Annotated in this window: 26 protein-coding genes; 17 read left to right on the top strand and 9 right to left on the bottom strand. The window is 55.6% G+C overall.

All coding sequences use genetic code 11. The features are described from left to right. Nucleotides 1-276 precede the first annotated feature (276 nt). Entirely contained in the window at nt 277-672 is a 396-nt protein-coding gene (locus GN111_RS21665; RefSeq protein WP_170302402.1) for a hypothetical protein, read from the top strand. Between the two features lie 114 nt (nt 673-786). Here GN111_RS21665 and GN111_RS21670 read toward each other — a convergent pair whose 3' ends face one another. Further along, nucleotides 787-987 (bottom strand): hypothetical protein, encoded by a 201-nt coding sequence (locus GN111_RS21670; RefSeq protein ID WP_155305757.1) that lies wholly within the window; start codon nt 985-987, stop codon nt 787-789. Nucleotides 988-1,342: 355 nt separating this feature from the next. On the opposite strand from GN111_RS21670, the gene GN111_RS21675 reads away from it, so the two are divergent. Then, nucleotides 1,343-1,720: an STAS/SEC14 domain-containing protein gene (locus tag GN111_RS21675; protein ID WP_155305758.1), complete on the top strand. Its 378-nt coding sequence runs from the start codon at nt 1,343-1,345 to the stop codon at nt 1,718-1,720. A 150-nt stretch (nt 1,721-1,870) separates the two neighbouring features. Here the strand turns inward: GN111_RS21675 and GN111_RS21680 are convergent, their stop codons facing one another. Next, complete coding sequence (locus tag GN111_RS21680; protein WP_155305759.1) at nt 1,871-2,635, bottom strand: substrate-binding periplasmic protein; 765 nt, start codon at nt 2,633-2,635, stop codon at nt 1,871-1,873. A gap of 285 nt (nt 2,636-2,920) precedes the next feature. Between GN111_RS21680 and GN111_RS21685 the strand changes: the two genes are divergently transcribed. Then, nucleotides 2,921-4,105: a vWA domain-containing protein gene (locus tag GN111_RS21685; RefSeq protein ID WP_155305760.1), complete on the top strand. Its 1,185-nt coding sequence runs from the start codon at nt 2,921-2,923 to the stop codon at nt 4,103-4,105. Between the two features lie 22 nt (nt 4,106-4,127). Next, nucleotides 4,128-4,310: a hypothetical protein gene (locus tag GN111_RS21690; RefSeq protein WP_155305761.1), complete on the top strand. Its 183-nt coding sequence runs from the start codon at nt 4,128-4,130 to the stop codon at nt 4,308-4,310. Nucleotides 4,311-4,325: 15 nt separating this feature from the next. Here GN111_RS21690 and GN111_RS21695 read toward each other — a convergent pair whose 3' ends face one another. The 4 genes from GN111_RS21695 to GN111_RS21710 form a co-directional block, all read right to left on the bottom strand. Then, entirely contained in the window at nt 4,326-4,637 is a 312-nt protein-coding gene (locus tag GN111_RS21695; RefSeq protein WP_155305762.1) for a hypothetical protein, read from the bottom strand. 277 nt (nt 4,638-4,914) lie between these two features. Continuing rightward, complete coding sequence (locus GN111_RS21700; protein WP_155305763.1) at nt 4,915-5,373, bottom strand: MaoC family dehydratase; 459 nt, start codon at nt 5,371-5,373, stop codon at nt 4,915-4,917. 15 nt (nt 5,374-5,388) lie between these two features. Then, nucleotides 5,389-5,976 carry a peptide-methionine (S)-S-oxide reductase gene (locus GN111_RS21705; protein WP_155305764.1) on the bottom strand — a complete coding sequence of 196 codons (588 nt, stop codon included), beginning with the start codon at nt 5,974-5,976 and terminating at the stop codon, nt 5,389-5,391. A 9-nt stretch (nt 5,977-5,985) separates the two neighbouring features. Beyond that, nucleotides 5,986-6,204, bottom strand: coding sequence for a hypothetical protein (locus GN111_RS21710; RefSeq protein WP_155305765.1), 219 nt, complete (start codon nt 6,202-6,204; stop codon nt 5,986-5,988). A 317-nt stretch (nt 6,205-6,521) separates the two neighbouring features. Between GN111_RS21710 and GN111_RS21715 the strand changes: the two genes are divergently transcribed. Continuing rightward, entirely contained in the window at nt 6,522-6,962 is a 441-nt protein-coding gene (locus GN111_RS21715; RefSeq protein WP_197740396.1) for an alanyl-tRNA editing protein, read from the top strand. Nucleotides 6,963-6,983: 21 nt separating this feature from the next. Then, nucleotides 6,984-7,457 (top strand): PaaI family thioesterase, encoded by a 474-nt coding sequence (locus tag GN111_RS21720; RefSeq protein ID WP_155305766.1) that lies wholly within the window; start codon nt 6,984-6,986, stop codon nt 7,455-7,457. Between the two features lie 33 nt (nt 7,458-7,490). Here the strand turns inward: GN111_RS21720 and cfa are convergent, their stop codons facing one another. Continuing rightward, nucleotides 7,491-8,612, bottom strand: a complete 1,122-nt coding sequence (gene cfa / locus GN111_RS21725) for a cyclopropane fatty acyl phospholipid synthase (RefSeq protein WP_155305767.1) — start codon at nt 8,610-8,612, stop codon at nt 7,491-7,493. Between the two features lie 283 nt (nt 8,613-8,895). Further along, nucleotides 8,896-9,819 (bottom strand): ketopantoate reductase family protein, encoded by a 924-nt coding sequence (locus GN111_RS21730; RefSeq protein ID WP_155305768.1) that lies wholly within the window; start codon nt 9,817-9,819, stop codon nt 8,896-8,898. Between the two features lie 287 nt (nt 9,820-10,106). Here GN111_RS21730 and GN111_RS21735 point away from each other — a divergent pair, with 287 nt between their 5' ends. Further along, the gene (locus GN111_RS21735) at nt 10,107-10,268 is read left to right on the top strand and encodes a hypothetical protein (protein ID WP_155305769.1); all 162 of its coding nucleotides are present in this window, start codon (nt 10,107-10,109) and stop codon (nt 10,266-10,268) included. 18 nt (nt 10,269-10,286) lie between these two features. Here the strand turns inward: GN111_RS21735 and GN111_RS21740 are convergent, their stop codons facing one another. Then, complete coding sequence (locus tag GN111_RS21740; protein ID WP_155305770.1) at nt 10,287-11,690, bottom strand: amidase; 1,404 nt, start codon at nt 11,688-11,690, stop codon at nt 10,287-10,289. Nucleotides 11,691-12,087: 397 nt separating this feature from the next. Here GN111_RS21740 and GN111_RS21745 point away from each other — a divergent pair, with 397 nt between their 5' ends. The 10 genes from GN111_RS21745 to GN111_RS21790 all read left to right on the top strand — a co-directional run bounded on the left by GN111_RS21745 (nt 12,088) and on the right by GN111_RS21790 (nt 22,524). After that, nucleotides 12,088-12,645, top strand: coding sequence for a helix-turn-helix domain-containing protein (locus tag GN111_RS21745; RefSeq protein ID WP_155305771.1), 558 nt, complete (start codon nt 12,088-12,090; stop codon nt 12,643-12,645). 35 nt (nt 12,646-12,680) lie between these two features. Beyond that, on the top strand, nt 12,681-13,628 hold the full coding sequence (locus tag GN111_RS21750; RefSeq protein WP_155305772.1) for a 3-hydroxyacyl-CoA dehydrogenase family protein: 948 nt from the start codon (nt 12,681-12,683) through the stop codon (nt 13,626-13,628). 66 nt (nt 13,629-13,694) lie between these two features. Further along, the gene (locus tag GN111_RS21755) at nt 13,695-14,555 is read left to right on the top strand and encodes a branched-chain amino acid ABC transporter permease (RefSeq protein ID WP_155305773.1); all 861 of its coding nucleotides are present in this window, start codon (nt 13,695-13,697) and stop codon (nt 14,553-14,555) included. Continuing rightward, nucleotides 14,552-15,550, top strand: coding sequence for a branched-chain amino acid ABC transporter permease (locus GN111_RS21760; protein WP_155305774.1), 999 nt, complete (start codon nt 14,552-14,554; stop codon nt 15,548-15,550). The genes GN111_RS21755 and GN111_RS21760 overlap by 4 nt, the downstream gene beginning before the upstream one ends. A gap of 3 nt (nt 15,551-15,553) precedes the next feature. Then, nucleotides 15,554-16,300 carry an ABC transporter ATP-binding protein gene (locus tag GN111_RS21765; protein WP_155305775.1) on the top strand — a complete coding sequence of 249 codons (747 nt, stop codon included), beginning with the start codon at nt 15,554-15,556 and terminating at the stop codon, nt 16,298-16,300. Next, nucleotides 16,297-17,007 carry an ABC transporter ATP-binding protein gene (locus GN111_RS21770; protein WP_197740397.1) on the top strand — a complete coding sequence of 237 codons (711 nt, stop codon included), beginning with the start codon at nt 16,297-16,299 and terminating at the stop codon, nt 17,005-17,007. The genes GN111_RS21765 and GN111_RS21770 overlap by 4 nt, the downstream gene beginning before the upstream one ends. Nucleotides 17,008-17,078: 71 nt before the next feature. Then, entirely contained in the window at nt 17,079-18,287 is a 1,209-nt protein-coding gene (locus GN111_RS21775) for an ABC transporter substrate-binding protein (RefSeq protein ID WP_155305776.1), read from the top strand. Nucleotides 18,288-18,374: 87 nt separating this feature from the next. Next, the gene (locus tag GN111_RS21780) at nt 18,375-19,340 is read left to right on the top strand and encodes an NAD-dependent epimerase/dehydratase family protein (protein ID WP_155305777.1); all 966 of its coding nucleotides are present in this window, start codon (nt 18,375-18,377) and stop codon (nt 19,338-19,340) included. A gap of 124 nt (nt 19,341-19,464) precedes the next feature. Continuing rightward, nucleotides 19,465-20,403, top strand: coding sequence for a beta-keto acid cleavage family enzyme (locus GN111_RS21785; RefSeq protein WP_155305778.1), 939 nt, complete (start codon nt 19,465-19,467; stop codon nt 20,401-20,403). Between the two features lie 159 nt (nt 20,404-20,562). Next, entirely contained in the window at nt 20,563-22,524 is a 1,962-nt protein-coding gene (locus GN111_RS21790; RefSeq protein WP_155305779.1) for an acetoacetate--CoA ligase, read from the top strand. Nucleotides 22,525-22,534: the final 10 nt, after the last annotated feature.

The raw sequence follows: 22,534 nt of genomic DNA on the forward strand, positions 1-22,534 counted from the left end.
GAAAAACCCTTTAGAGTAGGTAGAATTATGATTTCAGATGAATAACTTGATCTCTCCTTGAAACAGAGGGAGGCTTACCCACTACCCCGGCAAGCGTCATGAAACATACCTGTACCAACCATGTGATACCAGACATGAAACTTTCCAGATTTTTTTGCTGGAGAGTTACAGCAAGCTTTAACTTGGGAGATGTTTCCCATTTTTTACATCCGTGCTATGGTAATTGTTAGTGTTTTGTTGGTGACCTCACTATTCACGATCAAATGGACTGGCACCATGGCATTAGAGTGCGTCTTTGAAATGGCTCCTGACCACGTCATTTGTAAAGTGTCGGGTCAATTCACAGCTGAAGAAGGTGTTAGGGTCATCCAATCAACAGTAGATGCCTGTATCCTGAAGGATCTTTCACATGCCTTGATTGATTCCACTGGTATAGAACACGCTGCGATGGCCACCAACAAAATTGTTACGGCACACAAGGTTGAAGAACTTTTCAACAGACTATCCGAGGTGGGCCAAAAAGTTCCCCGTATAGCAATATTTGGCTTTGCACCATTCATAGACAGATATAAACCCGCATCCGACTATTTTCAGTTGCGAAATTTACCAATCCGTACCTTTGATTCCCGTTCAGCTGCCATGAAGTGGCTCTTTGCCACAGACCCCAAGTAAGCTTCAAGACATAGCCAGTCATACAATTTCTGGCCTGCCGGGCCGGATCTGAAGATCCGGTTTTTCTCGATCAGATCACCACCATTACTCTTTGTCTACCCGTAGACAAATTGATTACATGCACATCTGGTGTATTTGGGCGAGTAGGTGAGACTTGGTATCACGTATCTGCTGTAAAGCTGCCATTGCTCCAAGTCGGTCAATCTGGGATGCAACCGTACGCACAACGATCCGGTATGCCGTGTCTCCCGGCATCAGCAGACCATCTTCATTGAGGATCGACAAAGCTTCAGAAATGGCTTGAGACTTACTCATTTGATTCCCTTTCTCCTAAGTCCAATCCGACGATACTGGCCCGTGCATAGCAATGATAGATTTATCCAGGAATGAAGCAGTTTCTGTGCCATTGTCAAACAGCAAGAGGTTAACTTACCAATAGCTGAATCGTGATGTCAATATGGGTGGAATGGAGGTAAATGGGAGGTATTGTTAGGTAAGGGTTTGCAGGGGTTGGAAATCAGTCAAGGCCACTGAGGGATTTCATATCACTTGCGTCTGTGAATCCTGCTGTGGTAGATGGTTAATACCCTCCCATTCGACTGCCGGTTTCACTGCTCGTAGCAAAATTGGGGCAATTGATCCATATCGAGCTCCATTTGGTGCCAGAGAAATGCCTGTTTCAACATCCACAGACGAATCACATGCCTTGACCATCTTTACCGTCGAAGGTGAACTGACCTTCGAAGAGCAGATGAACGCTCTCAAGGCATTCTACAGTGGCGATCCAACAGCCAACGTGCTTTGGGACTTTCGCTTGATGAAAGGGAACCGGGTGTCATCGCAGGAACTGGAGGAACTGTTCAACTTCATCAAGGCCAATCGAGCGAAACGACTTCAAGGAAAGACAGCTCTGGTCGCTACCTCTGATTTAGACTTTGGCCTTTCGAGGGTCAGCGAGGCCTATTCCCAAATCAGACAGTTGCCATGGGAAATGAAGGCATTCCGTACAATGGATGAGGCTTTGGAATGGATCGATAGAGATAACTAAACTCCGTCAGCCTATTGATCACCGTCCACCTTGCCACCACTAAGTATCCACGTACCACAGATCTGAGGGGTTTGATAAGTGGAAGCCACTTTGCCGTAAGGGTTTGCGGGGGTCGAATTCACTCGATGAATTATTTCGGGGTAGCAATATTCACTTCCAGTCAAGTAAGCCGTAGCTGTCAAGAATCTTCTTCAACTGACCATTTTGTCTTAGTCCACGGATGCCATCGCTCAACTGACGAGCCAGCATCGGTGACTCCGGCCGATTTGGTGAAAATGCGATGTAGATGTAGGCGGGTTCCTCTCCGCATCCCGCCGGTTTGATCTTGTCCAGAATGCCAAGTTTATTTGCTTTGTAGCGTATTGCAGCTTCAGTATCCACGACCACATCAATACGCCTGTAAAGCAACTTATTCAGGTTCTGTTTTAGAGGGTCGTGAGCAGAAAGCACTTGAACACGATCATCATTGCCAGAGTGCGTTCGAATGTATTCATTGAGCCAGTCACGGTAATCGTAACCACCGATCACGCCGATGGCCACAGCTTCGATTGAAGACAGTCCTTCGAATTTCCACGGACTGTCTTTCAACACGTAGAAGTTAAGTAGGTTTCTGGCCAATTCTTCATCAGGAAACACGAGACCCTCGCCATCTGTCTTGGACGCCCCGATGGCACCCGTATATTTAACAGAACGAGTACCAGAAACGGCCCGCTTCCAAGGTACATTCTTATACACCACAGTGTGACCGGCAGCTTCAAAGACGATACGGGCCACATCGACAATGTATCCTTCCTGTTCACTGCCTACTTCCATGTTGAATGGTGGCCAAGGATCGGCTACAAGAACAACTTCCGTGGCCATCGTCGTAGTAGCCACAACAAAAATGGCAATCAGATTTATGGTAAGCCTGACCAAAATAATGCATTCCTCCTGAAATATATCATCCTTCAATACTGTTCGGCCAAACCACCCATTTACTTAACCAGCTAATGAAAAATTAACACAGCGCAGATTTCCCCAAAACTACCTTCACACTGGATTGTGCCCAGTATGTGCCCGGTCTTGGAACTGAGGTGTGCTAAAGAAATGCAAAAAACCTGTTGCGAGTTTTTGCATTTGTTTGAATTGTATTAGAAAACCGATGGGTTACAATCACAGTCAGAAATAGAAACCATTTTGCCTGTGAAAGGAGACCCATCCATGAGAAACAACCGGTTCGCCATCAACACTGTCGTCGGAATCGTATTGTCCTTATTTACTTTTAACGGAGTCCAAGCTGCCGCCACGCCCGAGACCGAGGCCGTCATCCACTCCGAACGGCCGGCCGTGGAAGTGATGTTCGTTCTGGACACCACCAGCAGCATGACCGGGCTGATCGCAGCAGCCAAGGACAAAATCTGGTCCATCGCCAATACCCTGGCATCGGCCGATCCTGCCCCCGAAATCCGCATGGGGCTGGTCGGCTATCGGGATCGCGGTGATGTATACGTTACCGTTTACACGCCGTTGTCCAGCGACTTGGATGCCGTGTACGCGCAACTGATGCAGTTTGAAGCCGTTGGCGGAGGGGATGCCCCGGAAAGCGTCAACCAGGCCCTGGCCGAGGCGGTGAACCGGCCCCAATGGAGCCGGGGTGATGCAGTCTACCGGGTGATTTTTCTGGTTGGCGACGCGCCGCCCAAGATGAATTATCAGGATGATGTCAAATATCCCCTGAGTTGTACGAAGGCCGCCCGGAAAGGGATTGTCATCAACACCATCCAGTGCGGGAACATGAGTGGCACCCGTTCCGTCTGGCAGGAAATCGCCCAGCGGGGGGAAGGACGCTATTTTCAGGTAGCCCAGTCCGGCAGCGCCGTACTTTACGACACGCCTTACGACGAGCCCATTGCCCGCCTCTCCCGCACCCTGGACGACACCCGGATTTATTACGGCGATGCCGCCCATCACGAGGAAATGGAGTCCCGAAAAGAAACGGCCGATGCTATCTACAGCGAGGCTTCGCCTGCGGCTGTGGCCAAGCGGACCATTTTCAACAGCAAGAGCGCCGGAGCCAAAAATTTTTACGGTTCACAGGAACTGGTGCAGGCCGTGGAATCGGGAGAAAAGAAGCTGGCGGAAATTCCTAAAGAGCAGTTGCCGGCCAAGCTGCAGAGCATGTCCGATAAGGAATTGGCCGCCCACATCGCCAAGCGCGGCGAGGAGAGAAAAGCCCTTCAGGCCCAGATCGACGATTTGGCCAAGAAGCGGCAGGACTATATCCAGGCGAAGGTAGTCGCAGAAAAAGACAAGGGTGCCGGCTCCCTGGATTCTAAAATTTACGAGTGCATCCAGGCCCAGGCCGCCCCAAAAGGGCTGCAATATACCGAGGGGCCGGCCTATTGATGCCTGATCAAGATGGATTAATATGCCCATCGGTCGAGGTAAAGGCCGTGTTCGGTTCGACGAACACGGCCTTTACCTCAAGAACGTACCGGACGGCAACAACCGTACGGATACCCACGAAACCTGCCGGGGCCATTTCCGATCCGAGTCTTTTTCCCTGGTATTCAATGGCGAGTCGCCGGTTTGGCCAATCCGGGCAACATGAAACCCTGATTCGGTTTCAGCGCAGATGGACGGTGACATCACCGACAGTGATGTCCGTGATCATATTTTTGATCGTTCCGTCGGTGCATTCGAACTCATAGTAGTCGAGAGTCACTTGCATCCCCGTTTCGAGATCGATGTTGTATTGATTGCGCAGATAATTGATTTTTATGCCGTTGAACACGGTTTCATCGATGGTAATCGTATTCGGCTTCGTGGTAATTTCTTCTATAGCACCGGTAATTGTTTCCGCAAACGCACTCTGCACGACGATCACGCTCATGACCAGAGCAATAAGTAAAAAGAAACGTCTCAAAGAAGTCTTCATTGGTTTTCTCCTTTAGGTATTGGTGTAATCGGTCTGTCGTCAGAATTCCATTGTCCAGCACGCGTGCTTCTCTCATGTAACGCCTACAGGGCGGAAAGGTTACAATTTTTTAGGTGGGCAGTCCGCCGCAAGAGGGGATGATTTCGCGGCCGCTGTCGGGCTGGTGATTGGATCAGGAGAAAATCCAAGTTGTTGCTGTCGATCAGAAGGGCAAGCCGCATGAGACTGTCCGGCAAGATCATTATCCCATGCAGCTTGCCACAAGAGCGGAAGGCGATTAGGCGAATTGGCGCCGGATCATCCGCTTGATGGTGTATTGCATGACCGTTTCACTGTTCTGGTTGATCACCTGGTGGGAAAAGGTCACGATGCCACGGTCAGCCTTTTTCGTTTCCCGGCGATCCAGCACCTCGATTTCGACTCGGACGGTATCGCCGATGAACACCGGTTTGACCACCGTAAGTTCGACGCCCAGAAAGGCCATGCCGGTGCCATGCAGGATGCCGGAAAGGATGGTCAGGCCTTCGGCTACCGAGAAGGTAAGGGCGCCGGGCACGATGGGTTTTTCATATGGCGTGGCCTGGGCAACGTACTCCCGGTCCATGAAAAGCGGCTCGAAAAAGCCGAAGGAGGTGGTGAAATTGACATGGTCGGCTTCACCAATGGTTCTGCGGTCGGTTGCATAGCTTCGGCCGGGAGTGAAATCTTCAAAATGGAGCCCACGTACATTCATCATCTTTCCGCTTTCTGGTTATTGCCGCTCATAGTCCCACTGCCTTTCCACGATGTTCCGCAATGCCTGTTTGCCCGCATCGCTCAATCCTAACCGTTCGATGTCCCGCTCGAAATGCTCTTTGCTGCCGTTGCCGCCGGCATAGCCATTGATGCGCCCAACTGCCGTGGAATCGACGAAATCGCGATGCGAAGGATAGATGCGGGACATCTCGGCCTTCAGTCGGTGCTGCTGTTTGAGAAGATACTTCTGGTGATAGTCTTCGGCCATGGTAAAGGAGTGCAGCGGCACCACCCTGGTGTGAACACTACGGCCAAGTTCTTTTTCCAGGGCGGCCTTGGAGGCTTCGGCCTGCCCGCGCTGGTTCTCGTCATGGTAGAATACCGCCCGCATATACTGGCCGGAGCGGGAGGGGCTGTTCGGCGTATGGCTCTTCCAGAAGAAGTCCAGCAGTTGCCCATAGGTGATGCGTTTAGGGTCGTAGTCCACCTGAACCGTTTCCGTGTGATCGCCGATATGACGATAGGTTGGATCGGGCCGCCGGCCACCGGCGTAGCCCACGCGGGTGCGGATAACTCCGTCGATAATCCCGAACCGGGATTCGATGCCCCAGAATCACCCCAAGCCGAACGATGCGGTTTCGAACGCATCCGGCAGCTCCGCATCGATGGCCGGAATGGCAGAGATCGTTTTGTCGTTTGTCTGATGTGCCGAATTCATTGCGTACATGTTGTTGTCCTGTGAAATCATTGCCGTTGTTGCGATGGCTACAACTGCGATCATGCCAATGGATGGTAACCACCCGATGCCCGATTTGCATCTTATTTTTTTCATGTTAATGGTCCTTTCTTTTCGTTTTCCCCCGCTGGAAGAATCGCTTAGCGTTTCCCAAACACTGATGAAGCCCGAAAAGTTGATTTTTGGACGGTGGCGTAAAAAGTACGAGATCAAGGCTTGCGAGTCCCGAGGAAGGAGGTGTACCTAAACGTACTCCGGACTGACGAGGGACGAAGCGTAACGAAGATATCGGGCTTTATACGATGCCGTCCCCTAACCATAACCATTAATTGACAAACGGCGTGTAAAGATTCAATAAAGATTGAATTCGCAGACCACCGGCGTGCCGCTTACGAAAGGAGTTGGTCATTTTCGTGAAAAAGCAGATGGACCCCTGCATGCACAGCACCGAACACATTCTCAACCAGGCCATGGGGCGCCTGTTCGATTGCGACCGATGCTTTTCCGCCCATATCGAGCGCAAGAAATCCAAGTGCGACTATCGATTCGGCCGATCATTGACGGTTGAGGAGCTGGCTGCTTTGGAAAAGGAAGTGAACGGGGTGATCGAAGCGGATCTGCCGGTTGCCGAAAGCTTCCTTGCTATCGACGATGCCCGCGAGGTTTTCAACCTGGGCCGACTGCCCGACGATGCCGGAGAACGCATCCGCATCGTGAGCATCGGCGATTACGACCATTGCCCATGCATCGGCCCCCATGTGGCATCTACCGGTGAGATCGGCTCTTTCCGGATTACTTCGGCGAGCCATGAGGACGGGGTGCTGCGCATCCGGTTCAAGCTTAAGCGACCCTGATTATTTATAATGGGACTTTTTATGGAAGAGAAAAACGATACCGGACCGCATCATTTCAGTATGCCCGCCTGGATCAGCTGCGCCCCCTTCGAGCAACTGCTGGTCATGGAGATCGTCCGTGCCCAGTCCGGCGAAGCCGTTTTGAAAATGCCCTTTCTCAAGCAGTTCGCCCAGGGCGCGGGGCTGATGCACGGCGGCGCGCTAGTGAGTCTGGCGGACACCGCCGTGGTGATGGCCATCAAAAGCGTTTTGGATCCTGAAACCCATTTCGGTACCATTTCAATGGAAAGCCGGTATCACCATCCGGTGAAAAAAGGGATTCTTACTGCCAGGGCGGTTGTCACCGAACGCCAGGGGAGGACGTTGAAGGGGGCTTGCGATGTCATCGACGAAGCGGGCCGCACGGTAATGACCTTCACCTCCGTTTTCAAAGTGGCCAGGGATGCGGCCATCCGGGGTATCTCTTTTCAGAAGACGGACGCGGAAGCAAAATAGGAATAACGATCCCGGCAAAAACGGTTCCCCGCTTCAGCGTACACTTTGATATCCGGGCCGCAGCCCGTTCCTGGAAAAGACGATCTGCCAAAGCTGGTTTCTGCGGGCGCGGAAAGAGCCGGCGCAGGCCAGCAGGTAATAAGACCACATGCGGAAAAACCGCTCGTCGTAGTCGCTTCGAATCCGCTCCCAGTTCTCCGTAAAATTGCGATGCCAGGCCATCAGGGTGGGATCGTAGTCCGGGCCGAAGCTGTGCCAGTCCTCCAGGACCAGCAGTTTCTCCGCTGCCGACGAAATCTGCCGGCTGGAGGGCAGCATGGAATTGGGGAAGATGTATCGGGAAATCCAGGGATCGCAGGAGCGGCGGGACTGGTTGCCGGCGATGGTGTGCAGCAGAAACAGCCCGTCTGGCGCCAGGCAGCGCCGGATCGTGCGCATGTAGGTGCGATAGCGGCGGGCACCCACATGTTCGAACATGCCTACCGAAACGATACGATTGAAGGTGGTTTTCAGGTCGCGATAATCCATCAGGTCGATGGTTACCGGCAGCCCTTCGTTGCGCTGCCGGGCCAGTTTGACCTGTTCCCGAGAGACGGTGATGCCCGTGACCTCGACCCCATAATGTTGGGCCGCGTAGGCCGCCAGACCGCCCCATCCGCAGCCGATATCCAGGAGGCGCAACCCCGGTCTCAGTTGCAGTTTGCGGCAGATCAGGTCCATTTTGGCCTCCTGGGCCGCGTCCAGGTCCTCGCCTCCTTTCCAGTATGCACAGGAGTAATTCATCCATTTGTCCAACATCAGGAGAAAAAGTTTGTTGCCGATGTCGTAATGGCGGCGGCCGATATCGAAGGCGCGGAAACGTCCCGGCGAGTGCGTGAATGCCGCTTTCAAACTGCACCACAAGGCTTTTGCCGATTTTTTAACCTGTTGATCCAGGCGGATTTTAAGGATGCGGTCGAAAAATTCGTCCAGGGCCGGGCAGTCCCACCAGCCGTCCATGTAGCTTTCTCCCAGGGCCATGGACCCGCCGGCAAACAGCCGTTTGTAAAACCGTTCGTGGTGAACCTGAATGTCCCATGGCCGGTGGCCATCGATCTCGATGTCGGCCCCGGCGAAAAACTCCCTTACCAGTCGTTCCGGTGCAGTTGCGTTCATGACAGGGCCTCCCTGTGCTGATGAAAGGCGGCAGTTGCCGTATGATGAAAGGTATTCCTCGGCACAAAATGGCCGACACGTCAGAAAAGACCCTCGCGGGGCGAAAAAAATGATGGCTGGAAGCTTGCTGCAGACAAACAAGACTGCCGGTCATTGGGGGAAAATGCCGATTTTCCGAGCTTTTACTCAATAATAGGACAACCGGTGGGGCGTGGCAAGGAAAAAATACGCCCGTATCCGATGAGGGCTTGTCGCCGCCGACTGCCAGGCGGGGGCGACGGGTTCAATGCCCGGACTGGCTTTCGATCACCTTGATGATGCGCTGCACGGTGGCATTGACCGGAGTAGGTATATTGTATTTCCGGCCCAATTCCACAACGCGGCCGGCAAAAAGCTCTACCTCGGTTTTTCTGCCGGCTTCTACATCCTGAAGCATGGAGGTTTTGCCCGTCGGCGAGAGCGTCATTAAAATCCGCTCCCACTCGTCGATATCCCCGGTGCCCAGATCGATGCCGGCTTTGGGTGCCAGGGCGACCACCTCCTCCATGAGGGATCGCATCAGGCCCCGGGCGTCCGGGCTGGATCGAAAAACGCCGTAGGGAGCCCGCAGCACGGCCGAGGCCTGGTTGGTGCCCACATTGACCATGAATTTCCACCACATGGCGCGCAGAATGTTCGGCGGCACCTCGTTGGGGATGCCGGCCCGGTCCAGGGCCTCCCGGATGCGTTCGAGATCCGGGCCGCTGTTGTCATCGGCTGTGGGACCGAAAACGATTTTTCCGGGGTTTGCATAGGTGAACCGTCGGTTTTCGTGCACGGCATCGATGCCGATGGCAATGGCATAGACCAGCTTGTCCATGCCGCATACGGCGCCGATCGTTTCCTCGCTTTCCAGGCCGTTCATTACCGACAGGATGGCCGTGTCCGGCCCTGCCAGGGCGGCGATGTCGCTCACGGCGTCGGCCAGGTGGTGATGCTTCAAGGCCACGATTACCAGGTCGGCTGGGGTGGAGACCTTGTCCGGGTGGATCACGCCGATATTGTACAATCGTTCGTTCACGGTCATGGAGCGATGCTTTAATTGCTCGTAGCGCGTGCCGCGGGCAACGAAAGAGACGTTGAACCCAACTGCGTCGGAGAACATGGCGGCATAGGCCGCTCCCATGGCACCGGCTCCCACAATGGCAATGTTTCGAATCGGTTCCATCCTTAAATCTCCTTTGTTCTCATTTCAATTTAACAACCTGTCAGGAAAATTTCCATCCCAACCCTCTCCTTGGCCGCAGAATGGGTTGAATTGCGGCACATTGGTCATGGCATCTTTTTTGCTGTTCCTGTTTATGTACGATTCCGAAAACATCGGCGCCAAGGACGGTTTTCACCCGTATTTTCCACCCGTGGCGTGACGCCGCCAGAAAGAACAGGAAAGGGGGAGCCATGATTCAATCTCCGTGTCGCAATTGCCCGAACCGGTACAAGGACAAACGCCTTTGTATGGAGTCTTGCGTTCTGCTGCATCGCGTACAGGCGTTTCATGCCGGACGACGGGACCCGTCGATCTATACGGCCGTGAATTATGCCGACGATAACCGCTACCGGTTGGCAACCGCCCATGACTTTCATCGGTCCGTCATGGACAGTTCCGCTCTTTTTTAAACCTGAGCACCTCTCTTCTCATCCGGGCCATCCGTCGTTCCACGGCCGAACTTTTTCATAGGCGCGGGCTGCTTGTAGAATCAGATCCTCCCGGTGCCGGGGGGCGACGATCTGGAGCCCGGCCGGCAGCCCGGTCGGTGTCAACCCGGCCGGTACCGAGGCGGCGGGATGGCCAGAGAAATTGAACGGATAAGTAAAGGCCACGGCGCCCAGAAGGGGAATGGGTTTTCCGTCGATCTCGGACGGCGGCGGTCCTTCGGCCGCAAAGGCTTCCGTAGGCATAGTGGGCGTCAAAAGAAGATCGAATTCATCGAAAAGTGACTCCAGAACGGCGTTGAGCCGGGCACGCAACTGCTGAATGGTGGTGAACCGGGCGATTGTCATGTCCCGGGTCCCATCCAGTACGGCAACCAGGGTCCGTCCGATCTGTTCCCGCTCCTTTTCCAGCACCTCGCAAAGCTGGGCATAGATGTCCGTGGCGATCAGCGCCCCCCAGACGTCGCCCGTATCCGGCAGGCTTCCCGACCACAAGTCCACATCGTGGCCCATCTCTTCGAAGGCTTTCACCGCTTTTTCCACGCAGGACATGATTTCCTTCTGGACGACGGCATACCCCAGATCGGGGCTGAAAGCGATCTTCAGCCGCCGGGGGCATTCCTCGATCCCTTTCAGATAGGGCGCAGCCGGGGCGGGCAGGGAATAGGGGTCCGCCGGGTGCTGGCCCGCCGTGCAATCCAGGTAGAGGGCGGCATCGCGCACGCATCGCGTCAAGGGGCCCATCACCACCATGGTGCTGGTGCTTACAAAAGGCGCCGGCCCGGCTGGAATCCGTCCGAAAGTCGGTTTGATCCCGAAACAGCCCGAATACGATGACGGAATCCGGATGGATCCACCCGCATCGGAGCCGGTGCACAGGGGTGCCAGACCGCCGGCGATGGCCGCAGCCGCACCACCGCTGGATCCCCCCGGCGTCCGCTCCGGATTCCAGGGATTGCGCGTGATTCCGTGCAGCCGGTTTTTGGTGAAGCCGGTGAATCCGAATTCCGGCACATTGGTTTTTCCCACCACGATGGCCCCGGCCGCCTTGAGCCGGGCGACCTGGATCGAATCCTCACGGGCCATATTGTCCCTGAAGGGAATGGAGCCGTAGCTGGTCACCATGCCGGCGGTGTCTTCCAGGTCCTTGACCCCTAAAGGCAGGCCGGCCAACGGCCCGGGATTTTCTCCTTTTGAGATGGCTTTGGTCATGGCTGCAGCTTCGGCCAACGCTGCTTCCGGGCGCAGGGCAACAAAGGCATTCAGTCCCGGATTGACCTGCTCGATGCGCTCCAGGGTGTCGCGCATGAGTTCCAGTGGAGAAATTTCCTTTTTGGCGATAAGGTCGGCCAGTTCCCAGGCCGGTTTGTAGCAAATCGATGTCATGGAGGCTCCTTTTGGCTGCCGTCGGCGGGCGGGTTGTTTCTCAGGGTGGACCCTGCGGAAAATACATGATCCCGCTGCACCCGTCAATTGCGTTCCACTGCCGGCCAAAGGGTGGGTGCCAGGCGGGGTGAGAAAGATTTCGCATTATGAATATTCTTCATAAAATTTTAAATCATGCGAAAGCAGAATGTCGATAAAAAAGTGCTTGACAAACAGTAGCGATAAAAATAATGTTTCCAAAAAGGAAACCATCTAATTTTATTTTATTATAAATATTTCCAATATATTGTGATCTTAATCGTTTTTAAATATGCTTTTTAGGAAACTTTAGTCGGTTTTCCTGCAACGGAGACGACCCGGACAATCATCGCTTCCAGGAAGCGAAAGAGAATCCCTCATGATCCCGGAATCCCAAATCGGAAAAAACATCAAAGCACTTCGACTTTCCCAGCAGCAAACCTTGGAGGCCTTGGCCGCAAAAGCTGGGATTACCAAAGGCTATCTGTCGAAAGTCGAAAATTCGGACAAGGCGCCGCCGGTTTCGACTTTGCTCGTTATCGCCAAAGCGCTGGGTGTAACCATGTCTCAGCTTCTCGGGGAAGATAACCCTCCGGTAAGGTGTTCGGTCGTCAAAAAGAGCGAACGCAAGCTGATGGCACGCAACGGGACCGTTTTCGGTTATTCCTTTGAAACGCTTGCCCACCATTACTTCAACAAAAAGATGGAGCCTTATATCCTCACCATTCCGGCAGCGTCCAAGGAGAGTGCCATATTTCAGCATGAAGGCGAGGAGATGATGCTCGTGGTAGAAGGAACCATGCTGTTCTATCACGGAGGCGAAGAGTACATTGTTGAAACCGGAGATTGCGTCTACTTCGATTCCAGCATCCCCCATTACGGTCTTGCGGCCGATAACCGCGACGTAAAATGCGTGATGGTGATTTACGTACCTTAGACTTAAATCGTCGATGAGGACTTTGAGGAAATCGCATGTTTATAACTGAAAAGCCAACCATTGGTGTATTGGGTGCCGGCCTGATGGGACACGGGCTGGCGCAGGTATTCGCCGTCAAGGGGTGCGACGTTACACTCTATGATCGCGATGAGAAAATCCTGGCCGCCAGCCTGGACCGCATTCGCGACAACCTCAACGTGTTTGTGCGTTTGAAAATCGTGGCTGATAACGAGGTTGAACCGACGTTGAAGCGCATACGGCGGGTGAACAGCCTGGAAGAGATGTGCCGGGACCGGATGTTCATCGTCGAAGCGGTCAGTGAAAACCTGTCTCTCAAACGCAAGGTTTTTGAGGAAATGGAACCACTTGTGCCCGCCGACACAATTCTCTCCAGTAACACTTCGGCCATTAGCATTTCCATAATTGCCGAGGGGCTTCAGCACCCCCAACGCGTGCTGGGCACCCATTTCTGGAATCCGCCTCACATTGTGCCATGTGTCGAGGTGATCAAGGCCAACCAGACGGACGACGACGTTTTCGAAACCGTCTATCGGCTGATGGCGCAGGTGGGCAAAACGCCGGTGCGAGTCTTGAAGGACGTCCCCGGTTTCTTGGGCAACCGCATGCAGCACGCCCTTTGGCGCGAGGCGATCAAGCTGGTCGAAAACGGCATAGCCAGCGCCGAAGATGTGGACAAGGTCGTGAAAAGCGCTTTCGGGCTGCGACTGGCGTTTCTTGGCCCACTTGAAACCGCCGACCTTGCCGGTCTGGACCTGACCCATGAAATTCACCAGGATCTTCTCCCGGAGCTGGATCGTTCGACCACGCCGTCACCGCTGCTGGAAGAGAAGGTCAAACGGGGAGAGACCGGAGCCAAGAGCGGTCAGGGATTCCATTCCTGGCCGCCTGAAAAACTGAAACGTCTGGTCGAACAACGGGACAGCGTTCTCCTGCGAATTCTACAACAGGTGAACAGCGAATAAACCAATGAAGATGGCCTACCCGGCTTGGCCGCAAAGCCATCCGGGGTTCCAATGGGAAAACGTCACATGAGCGAAGCCTTCGTTTTTTTTCTGCATGGATTGGCCTACGCCGGGTTGCTGTTTCTGGTTTCCTCGGGCCTCACGCTGGTGTTCGGCATGATGAATGTGCTCAATTTTGCCCATGCGGCCTTTTACATGCTGGGCGCCTATCTAGCTTTCTCCATTATGCAGTTCAGCGGAAGTTTTTTGCTGGCCATGGTGATCAGCCCCCTGGTGCTTCTCGCCCTGGGGGCCATTGTCGAGAAATTCCTGCTGCGCCGAGTCCACTCCGGCGGGCATGTCTACGAACTTCTGCTCACATTCGGCCTGGCCTACGTGATCCAGGAAGCCGTGAAATTTATCTGGGGAACGACGCCCCAGGCGATTGTGGTTTCCGGGCTGCTGGCCGATACCGTGAACCTGTTCGGCGTGACCTATCCGGTCTATCGGCTGTTCATTTTCGGCCTGGCACTGACCGTCGGCCTGGCCATGGCTCTGATCCTGTATCGCACCCGGGTGGGCATCATCGTCCGCGCCGCTGTGGATGACAGCGAGATGGTGGGGGCTTTAGGGATCAATGTGCCCTTTTTCTTCATGGGGGTCTATGCCGCGGGCGCGGCCCTGTCCGCCTTCGCCGGAGCGGTTGCCGGACCGTTGTTGAGTGTGTTCCCTGGCATGGCGGAAGCCATTTTGATCGATGCTTTCGTTGTGATTGTCGTGGGCGGCATGGGCAGCTTGGGAGGGGCGGTGCTGGCTTCCTTCATTATCGGCGAACTGCAATCCTTCGGCGTGCTCTGGTTTCCAAAATTCTCGCTGGCCTTGATTTATATGCTGATGGCACTCGTCCTGATTCTCAAGCCGGAAGGGCTGCTGGGAGAAAAACAATGATGAGCAGCGGACGAATGCAGCGCTATGGGCTGCTTTTATTTTTTGGTTTCGGGGCTTTGATCGCCATGCCCTGGGTGCTCGGCGGATACACCCTGCGCCTGTTGACTGAATCCATCATCTTCTCTCTTTACGCCGTAAGCTACAACATGCTGCTGGGATATGCCGGCTTGCTCTCCTTTGGCCACGCCATGTTCTTCGGGGTCGGGGCCTTCGCCACAACGGTGGCCCTGGAACATATCGCCGGTCTGCCGCTGCTTTTGGCGGTGACGATGGCCACCGCGTTCACGGCCTTGGTGGGCCTGGTGGTGGGCATCCTTCTGTTGCGTGTCAAGGGGACGCCCTTTGCCCTGCTGACGCTGGCATTCAATGCCCTGTTTTTCTCGATCGGCATCAAATGGACTGCCGTTACCGGCGGTGATGACGGTGCGATCGTCAACGTTCCCGACATCAATATCGGTCTGATCCGCCTGAATCTGTTCGATGGGCCGACGGTATACTTCGTAACCCTGGCAGTCGTGGGGTCGGTGATCGCCTTCTGTTGGTATTTCACGCGCACGGCCATGGGCCAATCGGTGCTGCTGATCCGCGAAAACGAGGAGCGCATGCGTTTTCTGGGATACAACACCCATGTGTCGCGCCTGATCCTGTTTGTCTTCAGCGGATCCCTGGCGGGACTGGCAGGTGCGTTTTACGCAGTTCTGCATGGGTTTGTTTCCCTGGACGCCGTCAGCATCGCCATGACCACAAAAGTCCTTCTAATGACGTTTATCGGCGGGATCGGACATTTTGTCGGCCCGGTTCTCGGTGCCGTTTTTTACACGTATTTTCAGAATTTTATCAGCGAATTGACCGACAGCTGGCCGTTGATCATGGGGGTTTTGTTCATCGCCATGGTGCTCTGGACCCCGGGTGGTCTGGCAGGCATGATTCAATCCGCCGCAGCATGGATCGCCGGCCGTAAGGCCTCCGATGGGGCACCGGCCGAGGAACGCTAGATTATGGCTATCTTGCAGGCAAAGGATGTCAAAAAGCATTTCGGCGGTCTGAAGGTCCTGACCGGAGTGACCTTTTCGGTGGGCGAAATGGAAAAACTCGCCATTATCGGTCCCAACGGCGCCGGCAAGACCACCTTGTTCAACATCGTCAGTGGAAAATTTCCGGCCACCTCCGGGAAGGTGGAATTTTGCAGCCGGGACGTGTCCGGCGATTCATCCTACCGCCGTTCACGGCTGGGAATGGCCCGCAGTTTCCAGATTACGAATATCTTTCAGAAGCTGTCGGTCATCGATAATGTGCTGGCCGGCGTGCGTTCCCGGGCCGGGCTGCGGCATCATTTGTTGAAATGCCCGCACAAGGACCGTAAGCTGATCGAGCGCAGTGAGGCCATCCTTGATCGGGTCGGGCTGCTCGATTACCGCGATACGCCGGCCCAGGACCTGGCCTATGGGCAGCAGCGAGCCCTGGAACTGGGTGTCACCCTTTCCATGGACCCCCGCCTGATTCTTCTGGACGAACCCACGGCCGGCATGAGCCGCCAGGAAACCAACGATGCCATCGAGATGATTCAGCGGGTCACCCGTGACATCGCCTGCGTGATTATCGAACACGACATGAATGTCATTTTCTCCCTGGCGGACCGCATCGCCGTTTTGCATTACGGAACGATTCTGGCATGCGATGCGCCGGACGTGATCCGCAGCGATCAACGGGTAAAGGATGCCTATCTGGGCGAGGAGACCCAATGATTCTGGACGTCTGCAATATGCACAGCTACTACGGCAAGAGCCATGTCCTGCAAGGTGTCGACCTGGCCCTGGCCTCCGGTGAGATGGCCTGCCTGTTAGGGCGTAACGGCGTCGGCAAATCGACTACCTTGAAATCGATCATGGGACTGGTCAAACCCCGCGAGGGAACCATCCGCTTCAAGGAGGGCGACATCCAGGGCTGCCAACCCTATGAAATCGCCCGGCGCGGTCTCGGCTATGTTCCCGAAGAGCGGCGCATTTTCAAGAGCCTGACGGTTTACGAAAACCTTCTGATCGGGGTCAAGAAACCTTCCGGGGAGAGCAGCGGCCAGGTCTGGACCGTCGAGCGCATCTTCGAATCCTTTCCCCGCCTGGAAGAGCGCCGCAACCTCATGGGCGGCTATCTTTCCGGCGGCGAGCAGCAGATGCTGACCATCGCCAGGACCCTGATGGGCAATCCGGAGCTGATTCTCGTGGATGAACCTACGGAGGGACTGGCTCCGCTGGTGGCCGAGGCGGTACTGGAAATGCTGGCCACCATCAGCGCCACCGGGATCGCCATTCTGCTTGTGGAGCAGAACTATAAGGCCGCCCTGAAGCTGGCCCAGGGCTTTTTCATCATGTCCAAAGGGCGCATCGTTTTCCAGGGCGATGGAAAGGCGTTGCTTGAAGCGGAAGAGGTCCGCCAGAAGTACTTGGAAGTCTGAAAAGAAAAACAGAGCGTTGATTTGCCGCTACAGGCACGACGCGTAAACCTAATCGTAAGGGGAGGAGACTCATGAAAACGAAGCATGTCGCAGGGCTGTTGGCACTCATTCTTTTCTTCACCGTTTCTCCGGTCTGGGCCGCGGACACCATCAAACTCGCGGTAATGGAGCCGCTGTCGGGAACTTTCAAGGACATTGGTGACCGCTACCTGGAGGGAGTTCAATACGCGGCCGAAGTCTTGAATGCCAACGGCGGCATCAACGGTCAGCAGGTGGAAGTCATTCCCGTGGATAGCGAACTCAAACCGGCTATCGCCACCACCAAGGCGACCAAGTTGATTCTCACCAAAGGGGTTAAATACTTTTGCGGCGGCACGGGGAGTTCGGTGGCCGGCGCCATGGAAGTGCTGGCCCAGAAGCATTCACTGATTTTTTACACTTACGGCATGGCGGCGGCCAGCCTGACCGGCGAAAAATGCAGCCCAAACTTCTTTCGGGTATGCGCCAACACGGACACCCATTCGGCGGCCCTGGCTACCTGGGTGGCGTCCAAGGGATTTAAAAAAGTTGCCTGCATTGCCCAGGATTACTCCTTTGGCAAGGAGGCAACCGCAGGCTTCGTCAACAAGCTCAAGGAGCTCAACCCTGACGCTGAGGTTGTCGCCCAGATTCTGCACCCTATCGGCACCAAGGATTTCGCCCCTTATGTCAGCCAGATCATCAATTCCGGCGCCGAAGTGGTCTTCACCTCCAACTGGGGCAGCGACCTGACGCTGCTTTTGAAACAGGCCAAACCGTTGGGGCTCAAGGCCAAGTTCGCCTGCTACTATCTCAACGACGATTACGCCATCACGGCGGTGAGCAACGACGAAGCGGTAATCGGCAGCGTGGGGGCTGAAGTATACATGCTGACCATTCCCGGCACGGCCAACGAGAAATTCATCGAGGGTTTCAAGAAGTCCAAAGGGTACTACCCGACCTGGCTGCGGGGCAAAGCGTACCTGGCGACAATGATGTGGGCCGAGGCCGTGAAGAAAGCGGGCAGCGTCGATGTCGATGCCGTCCGGACAGCCTGGGAGGGGCTCAGCTATGACGGGCTGGCCGGCACGTGGACCATGCGCGCCTGCGATCACCAGGTCCAGCAACCGGTATGGACCGCCGAAGTCGTCGCAAAGAATCCATTTTTCAAGCATGCCTACGTCGGCCCGGCAACCATGGTGGCGCCGGAAAAAATCAACGTGCCGTGTGAGGCCACAGGCTGTAAGGGGCTTGCGAAGTAAGCTTTCGAAAATGTGAAAAAATAAAAACAGGATCATCGCAGGGGCGAAACGTGTTTCGCCCCTGCACCGAAAATGAATGAGTAGAAAATGAATGCTTTAATTACCGGCGGCAGCGGACTGCTCGGATCCGAACTGGCGCGCTGGCTGATTTCCAAGGGACAGCGGCCGGTGTTGATGGATATCGCTTCGCCGGAAAAGCGGCTTCATGGGATACCATCGGAGGCCTTCGACTTCGTCAGTGGATCATTCATCGACCACAACCTTTTGGGGGAAACGATCCATACCCACGGCATCGACACCCTGTTTCATTTAGGCGGCATGCTTTCCCTGCCGTCTGAAGATGATCCGGAAAAAGCCATTGGGGTAAACGCCGTCGGTACGCTCGATGTGTTGGAGGATGCCCGGTCCGCCGGGATGCAGCGGGTCGTCTTTGCCAGCAGCATCGCGGTTTACGGTTTGGATCTTCCCGAGGGGGCGATCGGCGACCGCTGCCTGCAGCGTCCCACCAGCATCTATGGCATTTGCAAGTCGTTCAGCGAACAGATAGGGCTGTATTTCCACCGGCGCTACGGCCTGGATTTCAGAGGATTGCGCATCCCGTCGGTGGTGGCGCCGGGATGCCGGGTGGCGCACATGTCGATCTACAACTGCTGGGCCATCGAGGAACCACTCAAGGGGAATCCCTACCGGATACCGGTCGATCCGTCTCTGCGCTGCCCAACCATTTACTATAAAGATGCGGTCCGGGCGCTCTGGGAGCTGAGTGTTGCAGACGGCTCGACCATAAAGACCCGTGTATACAATCTGGCCGGCTGCCGACCATTTTACTCCGCTGGTGACCTCTGCGACCGGGTGCGACGCTTTTTGCCGGAAGCCGATCTGGATTTCGACGTCGATGAGAGAATCAACACCCTGCTCGGCGGTCTGGCGAAAATCGATCTGGATGACGGTAATGCCAGGCAAGATTGGGGCTGGCGGCCTGCCTTCGATCTCGATGCCATGATTGCCGATTTCTCGAAGATGATCATAGACAGGGCCGCCGTCCCGAAATAATGGCGGTTCAGGCATGCCGATATCGGCGCAACGATACCGGCATGCCTGAATCGCTTATTGAGATTGGAATGTTTACCCTGGCATCAAAAAATAGATTAAAAAATTGGAAAGGAATGTCTATCCTATGATCACGAGTCTTCCCCGCAAAGCCATCATCACCGCTGCCGTATCCGGCGCCATCCACACCCCCACCATGTCTCCCCATCTGCCGATTACGCCGCAGCAACTGATCGAAGACATCATGAGCGTCTATGAAGCCGGCGGGGCGGTGGCCCACCTGCATGTGCGCGATCCGGAAACCGGTCAACCCAAGGCGGACCAGGAGATTTTCAAGGAAGTGGCCGCCGAGGTCAAAAAACGCTGCGACATCGTTTTGTGCATGACCACCGGCGGCAGCCTGGGCGACACGGTGGAAAATCGTGCCAAAGTGGTCTCAACCCTCGAACCGGAGCTGGCTTCCCTCAACGCCGGCTCCCTCAATTTTGCCCTTTTCCACGTAGTGCCCAAGTATGAGGGCCAGTGGAAATACGACTGGGAGCGGCAGTACCTGGCCGGAACCGAAGATTTCATCTTTCCCAATACCTTTTACACCATCCGCAAATTCACAGAACTGATGGGGCAGTACGGAACCAAACCCGAGTTCGAAATCTACGATGTGGGCATGATCAACAACCTGGCCTACCTGATCGACACCGGCAAGATCGAAACGCCCGTCTACCTGCAATTCGTGCTGGGCATCCTGGGAGGCATCCCCGCTACCGTGGAGAACTTGGTGTACCTGGTGCAGACCGCCCGCCAACAGATCGGCGATTTTCAATGGTCGGTGTGCGCGGCCGGCCGCACGCAGCTGGCCATGACCACCCATGCCCTGCTCATGGGCGGCCATGCCCGCGTAGGCCTGGAGGACAACCTTTACCTGGAGAAGGGCACCCTGGCAAAAAGCAGCGGAGAACAGGTGGCCAAGCTCAAACGCATTGCCGATGAACTGGGCGTGGAGACGGCCACGCCTGAAGAAGCCCGCCAGATATTGGGGCTTAAGGGGTTGGACAAGGTCAACTTTTGAGCCCGCCCAGAAACGGCATCTTTCGGCCCCTGACTTTGTTCTCGCTCATTTTCAATCCTCGAAATAGCTCACTATTCCTGTGGTTGAAAATGCGCTCGGCCTTGTCAGGAACCAAAATCTACCATTTCTGGACGGACACTTTTTAGAAAAGGAGGCAGCATGAACGATCCGAAAAAGCTCTGGCAGCCATCGGCGGCCTTTACCGGGAAGTCCAACATGGTGCGCTTCATGAACGAGGTCAACCGGCGCCACGGCCTTTCCCTTTCCACTTACGGGGAGCTGTGGCAATGGTCCGTGGACCACATCCCTGAGTTCTGGAACCTTTTCTGGGAGTTTGCCGGCATCATCGCCAGCAAGCCCTATGACCAGGTGGTGGACGATCCCGGCAAGATGCCCGGGGCCAAATGGTTTGCCGGCGCCGAACTGAACTTCGCCGAGAACCTGCTGCGCTTCCGGGACGACGAAACGGCCCTGGTTTTCCAGGGAGAAGGCCAGTCTTTGGTGTCGTACACCTACAAGCAGTTGTACGACGAGGTCAGCCGCATGGCCCAGGCCCTTGCGGCTGCCGGCGTCCAGAAGGGCGACCGGGTGGCCGGATTCATGCCCAACATGCCCCAGGCCATCATTGCCATGCTGGCCGCGGTGAGCCTGGGCGCCATCTGGTCTTCGTCCTCCCCGGACTTCGGCATCAAGGGGGTGCTGGACCGCTTCGGCCAGATCGAACCCAAGGTGCTCTTTACGGCCGACGGCTATTTCTACAACGGCAAATCCTTCGACAGCCTCGAAAAGGTGGGCGGCATCTTAAAGCAGCTTCCCATGGTGGAAAAGGTGGTCGTGGTGGGTTACACAACCGATCAGCCGGATCTGTCCAAGGTGCCCAACGCCGTTTTCTGGGAGTCTTTTCTGGCCCCCTACACGCCAGCCGAGATCGAATTCGTGCAGGTGCCGGCCGAACATCCCCTTTACGTGATGTATTCTTCCGGCACCACGGGCAAACCCAAATGCATGGTCCAGAGCCATGCCGGCATTCTGACCAACCAGCTCAAAGAACACCTCCTGCACTGCGACCTGCGGCGTGAGGACGTGCTGTTCTATTTCACCACCTGCGGCTGGATGATGTGGAACTGGCTGGTCTGCGGCCTGGGCGTGGGGACCACCCTGGTGCTGTACGACGGTTCGCCCTTTTATCCCGGCCCGGAAGTGCTCTGGAAGCTGGCCGAGAAGGTTGGGATGACCATTTTCGGCACCAGCGCCAAGTATATCTCGGCCCTGGACGAGGCCGGCTACAAGCCCGGCAGCGACTGCAACCTGGAAAAGCTTCGCATGATCTGCTCCACCGGCTCGCCCCTGGCCGTATCGGGCTTCGAGTACGCCTACCGCGAAATCAAATCCAACATGCAGCTGGCCTCCATCAGCGGCGGCACGGACCTCAACGGCTGTTTCGCCCTGGGCAACCCCATGCTGCCGGTCCACGCCGGAGAACTGCAGGGGCCCGGGTTGGCGCTCAAGGTGCACGCCTTTAACGACGACGGTGTGCCGGTCACCGACGAAACCGGCGAACTGGTCTGCGCAGCGGCCTTTCCCAGCATGCCGGTCTACTTCTGGAATGACCCGGACGGCGAGCGATACCAGAACGCCTACTTCACCAAGTATCCGGGGGTCTGGACCCACGGGGATTTTATCAGCGTCAACGGCAGGACCGGCGGCATCACCATCTACGGCCGCAGCGACGCGACCCTCAATCCGGGCGGGGTGCGCATCGGCACCGCCGATATCTACACGGCCCTGGAATCGCTGGAGGCCGTGACGGACAGCGTGGTGGTCGGCCAGCAATGGGACGACGATGTGCGGGTAGTTCTGTTCGTCACCCTGGCCAAGGGCGTCGAACTGGATGACGCGCTGATCAAAGAGATCAAGACGACCATCCGGATGGCCTGCAGCCCGCGCCATGTGCCGGCCAAGGTGATCCAGGTGCAGGAGATTCCTTACACCATCAACATGAAGAAGGTGGAGCTGGCCGTGCGCAACGTCATTCACGGAAAGCCGGTGACCAACCGCGACGCCCTGGCCAACCCGAATTGCCTCGGCGAGTACGAAGGACTGAAAGAACTGCAGGAATAATCGAAGAGTT

The sequence above is a fragment of the Desulfosarcina widdelii genome (assembly GCF_009688965.1).
Lineage (GTDB): Bacteria > Desulfobacterota > Desulfobacteria > Desulfobacterales > Desulfosarcinaceae > Desulfosarcina > Desulfosarcina widdelii.

Coding starts and splice junctions, on each gene's coding strand:
- GN111_RS21665 (WP_170302402.1), top strand. CDS start 277: ATGGCATTAGAGTGCGTCTTTGAAATGGCTCCTGACCACGTCATTTGT.
- GN111_RS21670 (WP_155305757.1), bottom strand. CDS start 987: ATGAGTAAGTCTCAAGCCATTTCTGAAGCTTTGTCGATCCTCAATGAA.
- GN111_RS21675 (WP_155305758.1), top strand. CDS start 1,343: ATGCCTGTTTCAACATCCACAGACGAATCACATGCCTTGACCATCTTT.
- GN111_RS21685 (WP_155305760.1), top strand. CDS start 2,921: ATGAGAAACAACCGGTTCGCCATCAACACTGTCGTCGGAATCGTATTG.
- GN111_RS21690 (WP_155305761.1), top strand. CDS start 4,128: ATGCCCATCGGTCGAGGTAAAGGCCGTGTTCGGTTCGACGAACACGGC.
- GN111_RS21695 (WP_155305762.1), bottom strand. CDS start 4,637: ATGAAGACTTCTTTGAGACGTTTCTTTTTACTTATTGCTCTGGTCATG.
- GN111_RS21700 (WP_155305763.1), bottom strand. CDS start 5,373: ATGATGAATGTACGTGGGCTCCATTTTGAAGATTTCACTCCCGGCCGA.
- GN111_RS21710 (WP_155305765.1), bottom strand. CDS start 6,204: ATGAAAAAAATAAGATGCAAATCGGGCATCGGGTGGTTACCATCCATT.
- GN111_RS21720 (WP_155305766.1), top strand. CDS start 6,984: ATGGAAGAGAAAAACGATACCGGACCGCATCATTTCAGTATGCCCGCC.
- cfa (WP_155305767.1), bottom strand. CDS start 8,612: ATGAACGCAACTGCACCGGAACGACTGGTAAGGGAGTTTTTCGCCGGG.
- GN111_RS21730 (WP_155305768.1), bottom strand. CDS start 9,819: ATGGAACCGATTCGAAACATTGCCATTGTGGGAGCCGGTGCCATGGGA.
- GN111_RS21735 (WP_155305769.1), top strand. CDS start 10,107: ATGGAGTCTTGCGTTCTGCTGCATCGCGTACAGGCGTTTCATGCCGGA.
- GN111_RS21740 (WP_155305770.1), bottom strand. CDS start 11,690: ATGACATCGATTTGCTACAAACCGGCCTGGGAACTGGCCGACCTTATC.
- GN111_RS21745 (WP_155305771.1), top strand. CDS start 12,088: ATGATCCCGGAATCCCAAATCGGAAAAAACATCAAAGCACTTCGACTT.
- GN111_RS21750 (WP_155305772.1), top strand. CDS start 12,681: ATGTTTATAACTGAAAAGCCAACCATTGGTGTATTGGGTGCCGGCCTG.
- GN111_RS21755 (WP_155305773.1), top strand. CDS start 13,695: ATGAGCGAAGCCTTCGTTTTTTTTCTGCATGGATTGGCCTACGCCGGG.
- GN111_RS21760 (WP_155305774.1), top strand. CDS start 14,552: ATGATGAGCAGCGGACGAATGCAGCGCTATGGGCTGCTTTTATTTTTT.
- GN111_RS21765 (WP_155305775.1), top strand. CDS start 15,554: ATGGCTATCTTGCAGGCAAAGGATGTCAAAAAGCATTTCGGCGGTCTG.
- GN111_RS21770 (WP_197740397.1), top strand. CDS start 16,297: ATGATTCTGGACGTCTGCAATATGCACAGCTACTACGGCAAGAGCCAT.
- GN111_RS21775 (WP_155305776.1), top strand. CDS start 17,079: ATGAAAACGAAGCATGTCGCAGGGCTGTTGGCACTCATTCTTTTCTTC.
- GN111_RS21780 (WP_155305777.1), top strand. CDS start 18,375: ATGAATGCTTTAATTACCGGCGGCAGCGGACTGCTCGGATCCGAACTG.
- GN111_RS21785 (WP_155305778.1), top strand. CDS start 19,465: ATGATCACGAGTCTTCCCCGCAAAGCCATCATCACCGCTGCCGTATCC.
- GN111_RS21790 (WP_155305779.1), top strand. CDS start 20,563: ATGAACGATCCGAAAAAGCTCTGGCAGCCATCGGCGGCCTTTACCGGG.